Origin of the sequence: Acinetobacter sp. ESBL14, assembly GCF_036668815.1 — a bacterium.
Taxonomy (GTDB): Bacteria; Pseudomonadota; Gammaproteobacteria; order Pseudomonadales; family Moraxellaceae; genus Acinetobacter; species Acinetobacter gyllenbergii.
The window spans coordinates 78,375-92,635 of the sequence record NZ_JAZEVS010000005.1 but is presented as its reverse complement, the minus strand read 5'-3'; the positions used below and the strand labels follow the sequence as shown (position 1 = coordinate 92,635).

14 protein-coding genes and 1 riboswitch are annotated in these 14,261 nt (G+C 41.3%); of the genes, 6 read left to right on the top strand and 8 right to left on the bottom strand.

Going from position 1 to position 14,261, the window contains the following annotated elements; all coding sequences use genetic code 11:
- Window positions 1-370 precede the first annotated feature (370 nt).
- From V6E90_RS15575 to V6E90_RS15545, 7 genes are all read right to left on the bottom strand, one after another.
- Window positions 371-802, bottom strand: coding sequence for an acyl-CoA thioesterase (locus V6E90_RS15575; protein WP_332605856.1), 432 nt, complete (start codon window positions 800-802; stop codon window positions 371-373).
- An 8-nt stretch (window positions 803-810) separates the two neighbouring features.
- Window positions 811-2,004: a heme biosynthesis protein HemY gene (locus tag V6E90_RS15570; protein WP_332605855.1), complete on the bottom strand. Its 1,194-nt coding sequence runs from the start codon at window positions 2,002-2,004 to the stop codon at window positions 811-813.
- Between the two features lie 6 nt (window positions 2,005-2,010).
- Window positions 2,011-2,838, bottom strand: a complete 828-nt coding sequence (locus V6E90_RS15565; RefSeq protein WP_065344215.1) for a hypothetical protein — start codon at window positions 2,836-2,838, stop codon at window positions 2,011-2,013.
- The gene (locus V6E90_RS15560; protein WP_332605854.1) at window positions 2,835-3,611 is read right to left on the bottom strand and encodes a uroporphyrinogen-III synthase; all 777 of its coding nucleotides are present in this window, start codon (window positions 3,609-3,611) and stop codon (window positions 2,835-2,837) included. Before V6E90_RS15560 ends, V6E90_RS15565 begins: the two co-directional genes overlap by 4 nt.
- Window positions 3,611-4,528: a hydroxymethylbilane synthase gene (gene hemC, locus V6E90_RS15555; protein ID WP_016660500.1), complete on the bottom strand. Its 918-nt coding sequence runs from the start codon at window positions 4,526-4,528 to the stop codon at window positions 3,611-3,613. The genes V6E90_RS15560 and hemC overlap by 1 nt, the downstream gene beginning before the upstream one ends.
- Window positions 4,529-4,639: 111 nt before the next feature.
- The gene (locus V6E90_RS15550; protein WP_016540826.1) at window positions 4,640-5,380 is read right to left on the bottom strand and encodes a LytR/AlgR family response regulator transcription factor; all 741 of its coding nucleotides are present in this window, start codon (window positions 5,378-5,380) and stop codon (window positions 4,640-4,642) included.
- 57 nt (window positions 5,381-5,437) lie between these two features.
- On the bottom strand, window positions 5,438-6,580 hold the full coding sequence (locus V6E90_RS15545; RefSeq protein WP_016540825.1) for a sensor histidine kinase: 1,143 nt from the start codon (window positions 6,578-6,580) through the stop codon (window positions 5,438-5,440).
- Here V6E90_RS15545 and argH point away from each other — a divergent pair.
- Window positions 6,571-8,004, top strand: coding sequence for an argininosuccinate lyase (argH, locus tag V6E90_RS15540; protein WP_016540824.1), 1,434 nt, complete (start codon window positions 6,571-6,573; stop codon window positions 8,002-8,004). The two genes, V6E90_RS15545 and argH, sit on opposite strands and share 10 nt — an antisense overlap.
- 9 nt (window positions 8,005-8,013) lie before the next feature.
- Window positions 8,014-8,286 carry an oxidative damage protection protein gene (locus V6E90_RS15535; protein WP_016540823.1) on the top strand — a complete coding sequence of 91 codons (273 nt, stop codon included), beginning with the start codon at window positions 8,014-8,016 and terminating at the stop codon, window positions 8,284-8,286.
- A 297-nt stretch (window positions 8,287-8,583) separates the two neighbouring features.
- Here the strand turns inward: V6E90_RS15535 and phoU are convergent, their stop codons facing one another.
- A complete protein-coding gene (gene phoU / locus V6E90_RS15530; protein WP_016540822.1) occupies window positions 8,584-9,306 on the bottom strand; it encodes a phosphate signaling complex protein PhoU in 723 nt (240 codons plus the stop codon).
- A gap of 151 nt (window positions 9,307-9,457) precedes the next feature.
- Between phoU and V6E90_RS15525 the strand changes: the two genes are divergently transcribed.
- The 4 genes from V6E90_RS15525 (at window position 9,458) to cpdA (ending at window position 14,222) form a co-directional block, all read left to right on the top strand.
- Window positions 9,458-10,561: a hypothetical protein gene (locus V6E90_RS15525; RefSeq protein WP_332605853.1), complete on the top strand. Its 1,104-nt coding sequence runs from the start codon at window positions 9,458-9,460 to the stop codon at window positions 10,559-10,561.
- 35 nt (window positions 10,562-10,596) lie between these two features.
- Window positions 10,597-10,717, top strand: a riboswitch (TPP riboswitch).
- An 84-nt stretch (window positions 10,718-10,801) separates the two neighbouring features.
- Window positions 10,802-12,697, top strand: coding sequence for a phosphomethylpyrimidine synthase ThiC (gene thiC / locus V6E90_RS15520; protein WP_016540820.1), 1,896 nt, complete (start codon window positions 10,802-10,804; stop codon window positions 12,695-12,697).
- A 75-nt stretch (window positions 12,698-12,772) separates the two neighbouring features.
- Window positions 12,773-13,384, top strand: coding sequence for an NUDIX domain-containing protein (locus V6E90_RS15515; RefSeq protein ID WP_016660503.1), 612 nt, complete (start codon window positions 12,773-12,775; stop codon window positions 13,382-13,384).
- Between the two features lie 22 nt (window positions 13,385-13,406).
- A complete protein-coding gene (gene cpdA, locus V6E90_RS15510) occupies window positions 13,407-14,222 on the top strand; it encodes a 3',5'-cyclic-AMP phosphodiesterase (RefSeq protein WP_332605852.1) in 816 nt (271 codons plus the stop codon).
- The last annotated feature ends 39 nt before the right edge of the window (window positions 14,223-14,261 follow it).

Genomic DNA, 14,261 nt, shown 5'->3' with positions numbered 1-14,261 from the left:
AAATATATCACTCAAAAATAAAATGAATTTTTAATTCGATTCAATATTAATTTATAAATGATTAATTAATCAATATAAGAATAACGCACTTAATCGTATATTTACCCCCCAAATGGCAATTTATTTACAATAAAGCAAAAAAAGTAGACCTGTTATATAAAAACATATTCTATAAAAGCGAGACCACGGATCCGAAGCAATCCGATTTATATTAAATTACTCTTAATTTTATCTAAAAAATTTTAATTTTCTTTTCAGGGTTTAGGTTCAAATACCTTATCTCTTACAAATGAAAGCTTTGAACCTTATTATATGAAATGATGATATAATCAAACAAAAATAGACATAATCGTCTTTATAATCATTTACATTATATTAAAGCATGACCTACGCTATGTTCTAACTGAATTATGTGCTGTCTAATCTCATCAGAAATATTTAATTTCTTTGATGTGTTCTTATCCACACAAACCATGACCGCCTCAGCTGTTGCCACGATTTGCTGTTGTGTTTCACTCCACAATACATAATGCATACGAAAAGCACTATTTCTTAACTCCTCAATCCGCGCACCAATATGCAGCACATCGGGATAGAATACAGGACTCAAGTATTTACACTGGCTTGATGCAACGACCGTCAATATCTCCTGATCAAAGATATTCAGCGTCATTAAATAAGCGATGCGTGCACTCTCGATATAACGATAATACTGAACATTATTTACATGACCAAACGCATCCATATCCCCCCAAGCAACGGTTTGCTGAAGCACAACAGGATAGACAGACAATTCTTTCATGTTTTCACTCATATCTTAAAATTAAGAAAATTTACATCATTTTCAAATATTAAATTTAACTGCCTGATTAAATCTGGATTATCACCCAAAGTTGATTTAATCCTTAAATAGCTCATTAAAATATTATCTGGATATAAAGTTAATAATTGCTCTGCTTCTGCTTGTCGCTGTGTTGCCACATAAATATGCCATTTTGCAAAGCTTAACATCGGCACACTGGTGTAACGCTGTTCAAGCTGCATAATGCGCTGCTCAACATAGGCATAATCTGGAATCTGCTTCAATAATTGTTGTTGGAACCAAAGATAAAACACTTCTGGATCAAATTGATCTTGTAATAAATGTAAGGCTAGATCTTCATGCTGTACACTCATTTCTGGCATACGTGCCAATAGTTTCAACCAGAGCACTTTACTACTGTACGGACGAGTTTGAATTTCATCCTGTAAAAACAGATAGCGTTGCTGCAGTGCCGCCAGATCATCGACAGATGCCTGATCAAACCGAATCAATAATTGTTGCAACCATAGATCACGGTGTTCAGCATCAAGCAAACCATATTGGGTTGTTTGCAAAAACAACCATGGCTCCTGCAAGGCAAGTTTACCCCAAAGCGCAGTAATCCGTTGCTGATAAGCCGTCTCAATTTCAATCAACCAAGGTGAAAGCTGATGTTGGGCCAAAAACTCTAAATGGGTGAGTGCTTTTTGTGTTTCCTGCTGCTCAAGATAAATATCAATGCGTTGCAATTCAGCCAGTTCAAATGCCATCGGTGCAGATTTCTCTAAACTCTGCAATGCAGTCTCATAATCACCATTTTTATAATCAAATTGCGCATCAATAATATGATTGAGCAACCCCGACTGAGTATAAACACGCTCAATAAACACTTGTTGATCTTTTGCAGCTTCCAATAACCAAACAATCCCGAGTTGCTCATAAGGATGTAGATCTTTAAAATGCAGAATCGTTTCTTTTTTACGTTGCTCTCGGGCGAAATAACGCTTACCAAATAGCCAAGCAAATTGTGCCAGCAAACTGATGATGATAAACAGCGCAATCAGCCCCCAAACTCCACTCTGAAACTGCCAATCACGCCAATAAATATACACATAACCATTCCCATAGCCATAACTCAAGATGGCAAACAGGGCGAACAACACCATACTTGCAAGCAGATAAATCCACAATAAATGTTTCATAATGCCTTATCCCAACAAACCCAGTGTGGTTAATTTCGGAGTGGGTACCGCAGGTAGGTTTAAAATTTTCTCTAAACGTTGCTTCATTTGCTGGCTATTCTGATCAGGTAATTCAGCCAATAACTGCATCACTTCCAAGCTTGATTTTCGATATTCAGCCAACTGTCCTTGTTGCAAGGCTTGCGAAGCCAGTAATAAACGTAATTGAGCTTCTTTCAAAGTAATATTACGACTCATCAAATCGGGCGAATTACGCTGTACCTTTTCCAACTTAAACCAATGCCACCAAGCGCCACTGTCACTTTTTGTCATGCTTATTTTGGGATTTTTGATTTCTTGCTGAATCTTCTGATCCAGCTGCTGCAACAAATTGTCGAGTTGCTGCTGTTGCTGCGTTTGACTGAGGACGTATTGTTGAATGCTTTGTTTGTCCTGTTCAATGGCTTTCATCAGACTATGCTGCAACGCTGGTGAAACCGCATACTGAGCAATATGTTGCTGAGCTTGATTTAGTTGATCTAATGCATAAATAAACTGCTGTTGATCCAAAGCAAACTGAACCAATTGCATTTGTTGTTTAACCAAAATAACCGGGGCGATCCCTGTCATCGTGGTCGGTATTGCAACATTATCTGTAGGCTCGATCACACTACTATTTTGCAACTGGCGTTGCACTGCAACAAATTGATCATTCAATAGAGCATAGCGTTGCTCGGTTTGATCGAGCTGCTGTTGTAACTGGGGTAGCGTTTGAGAATATTGCGCAACATCGTAACTGAGTTTAGCCAACCACAATAAACTCAATCCTAATATTAGATAACCAATTTTTCTCATACATGTCCTTTCCAGTCACTCATGCGATGAATGATCTCTGATGCGGATAAATTTTCAAGCTGAATAATGTTAAATCCTTTCGCCGTTTGCGATTGGGCCGTTTCTACAAGCTGAGCCAAACGTGAGCCCAAAACCAGATAAACCCACGCAGCTGTACACGGAGATTGTTTGCAGAATTGCTGCCAATAATTCCAACTCGCTTCACTACTGATCAACACTGCAACAGGCTGATTTAAACTTATTTTTTTTACAATTTCAGGAAATGCAATCACACTCTGCTTAGGGCATTGACGATGATAGAGCACAAAATTCAGGATCTCGACACCGTGTTGCTGCAATTGCTGCATCATAAACTGTCGACCCCCTAAGCCTCGCCAAAATGCGATTTTCTTTAGATCTTTGTGTTGTTTTAAAATCGGCAGTTGCAGCATTCCTTCCGAAGTTTCCACCTCAGGCACCCAACTGTCTATGCTGTATTTTGCTAAAGCGTGTGCTGTAGTCTGTCCCACAGCAATCCATTGAATATGCTGCAGCTGATCAAGTTGCAAACCTGCTTGCCGTAAATAACGCATCCCAACATCAACAGCGGTTGGACTCACCACCACAATTGCTTGAACCTGTTTCAATTCTAAATAAAGTTGTTGCAGAACATAAGAAAAAGGTTCTGCAACCAACTCAAGCAAAGGTAGTGCTTCGACCTGATAACCCACTTCACTTAATGCTTGTGTTAAAGCAGAGGCACGGTCATCAGGACGTGTATTAATAAACAGCATTAATACAACGCTTTGAGCAATTCACCTGCACCTTGTTCTAACAGGCGCTGTGCGAGCTGTTCACCCAATTGTTCAGCATCGACTGTTGCACCGACCAATTGTTCTTTGAGTAAGGTCTGACCATCAACACTACCGACACGACCTTCTATGTGCAGTTGATCATTCGTCAAGGTTGCATAACCTGCAATCGGCACTTGGCAGCCCCCTTCCAGATAAGCATTGAACGCACGTTCTGCACGGACACAAATCGAAGTTTCTTCGTGTTGCAGTGGCTGAATCAATTTTAATAATTCGACATCATCGCTACGGCACTCTAGACCAAGTGCACCTTGACCCACCGCAGGCAAGCTCAATACGGGCGCCAAACAATGGCGAATACGATCAGCCAAACCTAAACGTTTTAGGCCTGCGCTGGCTAAAATAATGGCATCATACAAACCATCATCCAACTTGGATAAACGTGTCCCGACATTACCGCGTAAATCAATAATCTCTAAATCTGGACGTTGCTGTAAAATCTGGCATTTACGGCGCAAGCTCGATGTACCCACTTTGGCACCTTGCGGTAACTCGTCAAAATGGGAGTAGTGATTTGAAACAAAAGCATCCAAAGGATCTTCACGCTCGCAAATGACTGCCAAACTCAAACCTTCAGGCAAATGCATGGGTACATCTTTCATCGAGTGTACCGCCAAATCAGCACGCCCATCCAACAGTGCTGCTTCCAACTCTTTTACAAATAAACCTTTACCACCAATTTTTGCCAGAGGGGTATCCAGAATCTTGTCGCCTTGCGTTACGAACTTAAGTAATTCAACCGTTAAATCTGGATAAAGCGCATTTAAACGAGAACGAATATGTTCCGCCTGCCAGAGTGCAAGCGGGCTTTGTCGAGTCGCAATTTTTAAGGTTTTCATAAATTCAAGTGAGGTATTGATCAAAGCAATTGTTCCAAACTTAACTTGCTCACCTGAAATTGCAAGTAAAAAATCACAAAGTGATCAATCATTCAGCCGAAAAGTTTGGTTTTATAATTGATGCATACATTCTCTTAAACTCGGCAAGTGTCGGCGACTGACCGACAAACGCTCATCCAACTCACGTAACCGCACCTGATATTGTCCCGCAGTCACCAACTCTAAGCCTTCAAGATAGTCGAGCGAGACCAGTGCATTACGATGAATGCGGATAAAGCGATCGGCAAATTCCAGTTCCAGATCTTTAAGTGTTTCATCAATCAGTACACTGCCATTTTTATGGCGAACAGTGACATATTTCTGATCTGCTAAAAAATAATAAACATTTTCCAAGGGAATCAGTTCCACTCCGCGATAAGTTTTCGCAGCAATTTGATGGCGTTGTGCTTTGGTATCGTACATATCGTCTTGTTGTTGTAAACCCGTCATTTGTGCTTGTGTGAGTTGAGTTAAATGGTTAAATACCTGCTGTAAATCTTGTTGTGCAACAGGTTTAAGTAAATATCCTTGTGCTTGAAATTTAAATGCTTCCAATGCATGTTGATCATATGCCGTGCAAAAAATAATCGCAGGACGTGGATTAAGCTGGCTGAGTTGTTCAGCACATTCCAAACCATTCATCCCTGGCATTTGAATATCTAATAAAACGACATCGGGTGAGTCGTTTTCTATATGATTTAACACATCCTGACCATGATGCGCTGTCGCAATGACTTCGTGTCCCATCTGGGTCACTAAACGTGCCAAACGCTCTACTGCGAGAGGCTCATCATCAGCAATCAGAACTCTCATCCTCTCCTCCTTGTCACCGTTAACTTCATCCATATTTTTTATGGTTAACTTGACTTATTATTTTACTCGATAGTGGTAGCTCACCACGGTCGTATATAACGACGTTCCCCCATAAATCTGAAACTTAACCGTTTGCCCATAATAAGCTTTCAAGCGCTGCTTCACATTGTCTATCGCAATACCATTTCCCTGTCTCGATTTTATTGTATCGTGAGAATAAGGGTTAGTAATGACTATACTGACTTGATTTTGCAATATTTCAACCAATACACTAATGGTTGAAGGTTGTAAAATTTTTTCTACCCCATGAAAAATACTATTCTCCAGCAAAGGTTGCAACGTCAATAACGGAATCGTCACCCGTTTTAATTCAATCGGTGTTGCCTGTATATTCCATTCTACATTCAAACGCGCGCCTAAACGCATCTTTTCAATACTTAAATAATGCTGACATAATTCAATTTCTTCGGCCAGACTCACCAGTTTCAGCTCTTGAAAGCTGGCTCTGAATAAGCGTGACAGATTAATCAACATATTTTCAGCTTTTTCAGGGTCAATCGCAATTAAACTCACCACGCTATTCATACTATTAAATAAAAAATGTGGGTGAATCCGTGCCTGCATCGCCTGAATCCGCGCATTGAGTTCACTATACTGCTGGTTCATCCATTGCTCACGCATATATAAATAACGTAAGCAGAACGCCCCCAGCAAAACGCCGTAGCCTAAATGCAAACTAGTCCCATGAAATAAAATCTCATCCGAAAATGAACCCGAACGTGCAGCCCAGAATTGAAGCAGATTGATCACACAAGTCGTCAACAGCACAATCAGCTGTAACAACACAAAGCCCATTATCAAGGCAATTTTCTGACTAAACTTAGCAAAAAAATCCTTAAAATAATCAACAACTGTCGCGAACGATAAAATTACCCAATTAATAAAAACCATATATTGCAGTACACGAAAGCTCTCCAAGGCTTGCCATGACCGCGCTTCAGCCAATGCCAGCACCATCGCTAAGACATTACTTGCAACAATTAATTCCAATAAGTATTGCCATTGGCCAATTTTCGTAAAAAAATAGGAGCCTGATGGATTCCCCTGACGAGTTTGCGATAACTTCTTACGTCGAGTTTCGGCAACTGCGTTTGGATTTGCTATACTCTTTTTTATTTTGCTGAGCCGCCATGACCACATCTTCTCAATCCTCTTCTTCAGCCAACCCGAATCAAACCTCTGGAATGTGGGGCGGTCGCTTCTCTGAAGCAACTGATGCTTTTGTTGCAGAATTTACCGCATCTGTGCAATTTGACCAACGTTTTTATAAACAAGATATTGCAGGTTCAATTGCACATGCCACCATGCTTGCCAAAGTAGGTGTCTTAACTGAAGCTGAACGCGATGACATTATCCAAGGCTTGAGCACCATTAAAGCTGAAATTGAGGCAGGCAACTTTGAATGGCGCATTGATTTAGAAGACGTACATATGAACATTGAGTCTCGTTTGACTCAACGAATCGGCATTACAGGAAAAAAATTACATACGGGCCGTAGCCGTAATGACCAAGTTGCAACCGATATCCGCTTATATTTGCGTGATGAGATTGATGACATCTTAGGTCTATTATTACGCTTACAAAAAGGCTTACTTGGTTTGGCAAGCAACAATACCAATACCATTATGCCAGGTTTTACCCATCTACAAACGGCTCAGCCTGTGACTTTTGGTCATCATTTATTGGCATGGTTTGAAATGTTAGTGCGTGATACTGAACGTTTACAAGACTGCCGTAAACGCGTCAATCGTATGCCACTCGGCTCAGCAGCTTTGGCAGGTACAACCTACCCGATTGATCGTGCTTACACAGCAGAACTTCTCGGTTTCGAAGCCGTTTCAGAAAACTCTTTAGATGCCGTTTCAGATCGTGACTTTGCCATTGAATTTAATGCAGCAGCATCTTTGATCATGATGCATTTATCACGTATGTCTGAAGAATTGATTTTATGGACCTCAGCGCAGTTTAAGTTTGTGAATATTCCAGACCGCTTCTGTACAGGTTCGTCAATCATGCCACAAAAGAAAAATCCTGATGTACCAGAACTGGTTCGTGGTAAATCAGGTCGTGTCTTTGGTGACTTAATTAGCCTATTGACCTTAATGAAAGGCCAACCATTGGCATATAACAAGGACAACCAAGAAGATAAAGAGCCTTTGTTTGATGCGATTGATACCGTACGTGGTTCACTCATGGCTTTTGCAGACATGGTTCCTGCCCTTGTGCCAAATATTGAGATTATGCGTGAAGCAGCGTTACGTGGCTTCTCAACTGCAACTGACCTTGCCGACTACCTGGTCAAAAAAGGTGTGGCTTTCCGCGATGCACATGAGATTGTTGGTAAAGCCGTAGCTTTAGGCGTCGCAGAAGAAAAAGACTTATCCGAACTAACGCTACAACAACTGCAACAGTTCTCTGATTTGATCGAAGCCGATGTATTTGACAAGGCCCTGACTTTAGAAGCATCTGTCAATGCACGCGATCATATTGGCGGTACCTCACCGAAACAGGTTGAAGCTGCAATTGCCCGTGCACACACTCGCCTAGAACAGTTATACGCTTAAGGATTGATGATGACTAGACAAGTACTTTGCCGTAAATACAAACAAGAGCTTGAAGGTTTGGACTTTGCGCCATTCCCTGGTCCGAAAGGCCAAGAGTTCTTTGAAACAATTTCAAAACAGGCATGGCAGGAATGGTTAAAACACCAAACCACGCTGATTAATGAAAAACGCTTGAATGTATTTGAGCCTGATGCGAAAAAGTTTCTTGAAGAACAACGTGAGAAATTCTTCAATAATGATGAAAGCGTAGAAAAAGCAGAAGGTTGGACTGAACAAAAATAAGTCGCTTGGTCAAACCCTACCGTAAAAAGAGAGCTGAAAAACAGCTCTCTTTTTACGTGATATTTACATAAGTAATAAAGCCTTACAGAGTATACACAGTTGTCTACATGACACCTTTCACCCTACCCCGTATAGTTAAATCCAGAAGGACAAAGAGATACGTTGATATCTCACGTAACGCATGAAATTTCTCTCCCAGACTTTTCCCCCGAAGTCTGGGATTTTTTTATGCTAAGATTTTACACATAAAAAAACCGCCTATTCAAAGCGGCTTTTAGTTATGTGATTTTTACATGATTATTTTTGATGCACTTGTTGTTCAATTTCTTCAATACTGGTATGACGTACATCCGTCCCTTTCGCCATATAAATCACTTGTTCTGAGATATTACGTGCATGGTCACCAATACGCTCCAATGAACGCAATACCCACATCACATTAATCACGCGTGAGATATGACGCGGATCTTCAATCATATAGGTCATTAAGGTACGTGTAGCCGACTGATATTCACGGTCAATATCCACATCTGCCATCACGACTTTAAGCGCTTGCTCGATATCTAAACGGGCAAATGCATCTAAAGCATCATGAATCATGACACGCACTTGGTTACCAATATGACGGGTTTCCATATAACCGCGTGGCGACTCACCCTCTTCACATAAGGTTTGTGCAATACGAGCAATTTTTGCAGCCTCATCACCAATACGCTCTAAGTCAGTATTGGCCTTACTCATTGCAATCACCATACGCAAATCAATCGCAGCAGGATGACGACGCGCGAGAATCAAGGTTAAACCTTCATCGATATCGCGTTCAAATTGGTTGACCGCATTGTCTTTAAACTGCACATCAATCGCTAAGTTAGCATCTGTGTCTAATAAAGCATGAATTGCGTTGGCAACTTGTTGCTCCACTAATCCACCCATGGTCATAAACTTGGTATGCACATCTTGCAAGTCTTCATTAAATTGTGAAGAAATATGATGACTTAACACAGGATTGCTTGGGCTCACAGTATGCCTCCACTAGACACATGGAAAAATGATTGGTGATTAAAACATAGAAATGATGAAAGTTTTATGACAGCCTATCCGTTGATTTCATCTTTATAGCATGCGCTTTATAATCCTACCGCCATAACAATCACCAACAAAGAATTTTATTATGCGTTTTTTTACTCTTTGCCTGATGAGCAGTGCCTTATTACTCGGCTGCCAAAAACCGCCACAACCGACTAATACAGATAAACAGACCCAGCAACAAACGAATAAAACAACCACCACTCAACAGAATTGCACCAACTTAAATCAGGCAATGCAAAATATTGATGAGCGCAGCAGTATTGAAGCATTAAACCAAGTCAATGCTCAACTCAAACAGTGCATTTCTCAGGTCAAAAATACTCAACAATTACAATGGCTGCAAAACTCAAGCAATATGTATTTGCGTTTTATGCAAGGACATCAAAGCAAGAAAGGCTATGATCAATTTCTGAATCTTGAAGAATATCTATATCGCTTAATGGATCAAGATCCCTCATGGCAATCGATCCAACAAATCAAAAATTTTCAGGCCAAACCTGAACTATTTAAGAAGCTTTCACCTCGAGATCAGTATTTATTGCAACATCGAGGACAAGCGTATATCGAGCTACAAGACCAAGGTGAAGGTATCATTGACTACCGTCGCCAACCTCAATATATTTTGGACGTTTTTGCACCATCATTACCTATTGATCAAAAAATCTTTGTACAACGAATGGCAAAAGATAATCAGGACTTATTCTACATTGATGCGGCAATTAACGCTTCATGGGCAGAGTTGATTGAACGGGCTTTATTTTGGGAAAAATATCTACAGCAATATCCTCAAAGCTATTTTGCTAAAGACGCTCAACGCCTATTGGATGAATACTCATTTCTAATTTTCTTTGGTTCAGACAACACACCAGCACCAGTCCCTTATACCGGACTGGCATCAGATCAAGAGACAGACAAAGAAGCCTTACAACAGATCCAACACTTAGCCAAACAGAAGCATAGTCATTTGGCCGAAGTGGCACAAAAATACTTAGCCTTCACAACCACGCCTTTAGAGCAGCGCCAGCAAAAGTTTGCTCTCACTACTGCAAATACAGTCACAGACAACCCTGAAAGTAATTCGAGTGAACAATTGCACGAGTTATTACCACTAAAATCACCGTTTGAAAGTACCGATTATCGAGACTGCCATCAGGATGCAATTTGTATTCAATACAACATCAATTAAACAAGCATTTTTTTTAAAATCTGTTAGTCTAAACGCCTAGCTTGACGGAGCGCAGTTAACAAACTGCTGAGATTGTCTTAATCATTCAATTTAAAGACAAGTACCGTTGAACCTGATCAGGTTAAAACCTGCGTAGGAATCAAGCCCAGCAAAAACTTAGCCTTTATTTATCATAGAGATAAATCCGCCATTGTTTTTGGTCGTGCTTGATTCGTTAATGCCATACATAAGGATCATGCCATGAACCAATTAACGAATCTTTCCCCTGCCGATATTTCTGCTCAACATGAGCAAGACGCTAAAGATTTAACCCGTATTTTACCTGCTTCACGCAAGGTTTATGTTGAAGGTTCTCGCCCCGATATCCAAGTGCCTTTCCGTGAAATCAGCTTGACTGAAACCCCAACAGGCTTAGGTGGCGAACACAACCCACCGGTCATGGTCTATGACACTTCAGGCGTATATACCGATCCGAATATACAGATTGATTTAAACAAGGGGTTACCTTCCGTGCGTCAAGCATGGATTGAAGAGCGCCAAGATACCGATGTGCTGTCAGGTCTCAGTTCTGAGTTCGGACAAGCCCGTTTAAAAGATATTCGTACTGCTGAAATCCGCTTTGCGCATATTCAAAACCCTCGCCGTGCGCAAGCAGATAAAAATGTTACGCAAATGCATTATGCCAAACAGGGCATCATTACCCCTGAAATGGAATATATTGCCATCCGCGAAAATCAACGTCAGCTTGAACATGTTGATATGCGCCAGCATCCAGGTCAAAACTTTGGTGCACAAAATCTAAGAGAAATTACGCCTGAGTTTGTACGTCAAGAAGTTGCCGCAGGCCGTGCCATTATTCCTGCCAACATTAACCATCCTGAATGTGAGCCGATGATCATTGGGCGCAATTTCTTGGTCAAGATTAATGCCAATATTGGGAACTCAGCACTCGGTTCATCGATTGATGAAGAAGTTGCCAAAATGACTTGGGCCACCCGTTGGGGAGCGGACACCATCATGGACTTATCAACTGGTAAAAATATCCATGAAACCCGTGAGTGGATCATCCGCAACTCACCTGTGCCGATCGGAACGGTTCCGATCTACCAAGCACTGGAAAAAGTCGATGGTGTGGCAGAAGACCTCACTTGGGAAATTTTTAAAGACACCTTGATTGAACAAGCCGAACAAGGTGTTGACTACTTTACTATTCATGCAGGCGTATTACTGCGTTATGTGCCAATGACGGCAAACCGCTTAACGGGCATCGTCTCTCGCGGTGGTTCGATCATGGCACAATGGTGTTTAGCTCATCATGAAGAAAACTTCCTGTATACGCATTTTGATGAAATCTGCGAAATCATGAAAGCCTATGACGTATCCTTCAGTTTGGGCGATGGCTTACGTCCAGGTTGTGTGCAAGATGCCAACGATGAAGCACAGTTTAGTGAACTAAAAACCTTAGGCGAGCTCACCCATCGTGCGTGGGAACATGATGTACAGGTGATGATTGAAGGTCCTGGTCATGTGCCAATGCATATGATTAAAGAAAATATGGATCTACAACTTGAAGTCTGTAAAGAAGCACCATTCTATACCCTTGGGCCACTGACCACCGATATCGCTCCAGGTTATGATCATATTACTTCTGCAATTGGTGCAGCGATGATTGGTTGGTATGGGACGGCGATGCTGTGTTATGTCACGCCAAAAGAGCATCTAGGCTTACCCAATAAGAAAGATGTAAAAGACGGAATCATCACCTACAAAATTGCAGCGCATGCAGCAGACTTGGCCAAAGGCCACCCAGGTGCACAAGTGCGTGACAATGCTTTATCTAAAGCACGTTTTGAATTCCGTTGGGATGATCAATTCAATTTAAGCTTAGACCCTGATACAGCACGCAGTATGCATGATGAAACCCTTCCAAAAGAAGCGCATAAATCAGCACACTTCTGTTCAATGTGTGGACCTAAGTTCTGTTCCATGAAAATCACTCAGAATGTGCGAGATTATGCGCAAAATCAACACAATGCCAAGCAGTCAAATGATGCCGAAACAGAAGTTGAAGCAGGTCTCAATGCAATGAAAACCGCTTATCAGGAACATGGTCAAAAATTGTACCACAAGGTGTGAATCGACTAAAAAAAGATTTTCCTGCGAATCATTCTCGGTTAGGATGAGATATGTACAATCTCATCCTGATTGAAGATGACTATTCTTGACCACGCCAGCTACTCAGCAACCGACGTTACGATAGAATCTCGAGAGCCTTTATTTCGGGGGTTCATTCAAGTTGAGAAAGTGAGCTTAAAACATCGATTATTTGATCGAGAAGATTACTCACCCTTAATTCAGCGTGAATTGGTTCATCGTCCAGAAGCCGCTGGCGTTCTACTTTATAATGACCAACAACAACGCTTTGCACTGATTGAACAATTTCGTATCGGTGCATTAAGTGATCCAGTTTCACCATGGCAACTCGAAGTGATTGCTGGTGTACTTGATGGAGATGAATCTCCTGAAAGCTGTATCCGCCGTGAGAGTCTCGAAGAATCAGGCTGTGAGATCACGGAATTAAAACATTTATTTAGCTTCTACCCTTCTGCTGGCGCATGTTCTGAATTTTTTCATTTATATGTTGCAGAAGTTGATTTGCCAAAGGATGGGGGTATTTTTGGAATGCCAGATGAAGGTGAAAATATTCAGCTTCATCTATTTGATTATTCCGCATTAGAAGCATTATTAAATAACGGGCGGTTGAGAAACGCACCTGTAATCATGGCATTACAGTGGCTGTCTCAACATATACAACAAAGATAAAAATCTGAAGGGGCTAAAGACGGTGACTTTCCAAGTCTCATCATTATCGCAACAAGATTTTGTGATGATACAGATTACCGATACACATTTGCTCGAGTATCCACATTTAGAATTTGTCGGGATGCAACCTGAGCAAAGTTTTCATGCTGTAATCGACTTGATGCGCCAGCAACATCCTCATATTGACCTTATTGTACACACGGGTGATTTAGCACAATCGCCAACACCTTTGACGTATCAACGCTATGTACAATATATGCAAACTTTGGGAATCCCCTTTTTTCATACCCCAGGCAATCATGACGATGTTACGCATTTTCCATTCCACGAGGCAGATCAAACCCAACCCGCTGTAATTGAGTTGGGGCAATGGAGTATTATCCTGCTGAATAGCGCGCAGCCAAAGCGGATTGATGGCAATATTGCTGAAGTGCAATTGCAACAACTCACCCAGTTGCTGACACAACACCACGATCGCCATGTGATTATTGCCTGCCATCATCACCCTTTTGCCATGCAATCGGCTTGGATTGATCAGCACAAGCTGAAGAATTCATCTGATTTGCTCGAAACGATTCAACCCTTCTCCAATGTCAAAGCGATCGTCTGTGGTCATGTACATCAGGATTCGATCAATACATGGCAAGGCGTTGAGTTCTTATCAACCCCCTCAACCTGTATTCAATTCAAGCCGAGAAGTGATAAGTTTGCATTGGATGAAGAGCATCCAGGCTACCGTTTGATTCGTCTCAAAGCCAATGGAGAAATAGAAACGCAGGTCTATCGTTTGTCCACTTCACAACGAATGAATAGTTCAGAAGTATTGGGCTATGATTAGGGACTGCTGACATTTCACAGATGCTTGTGGCAGAGGATA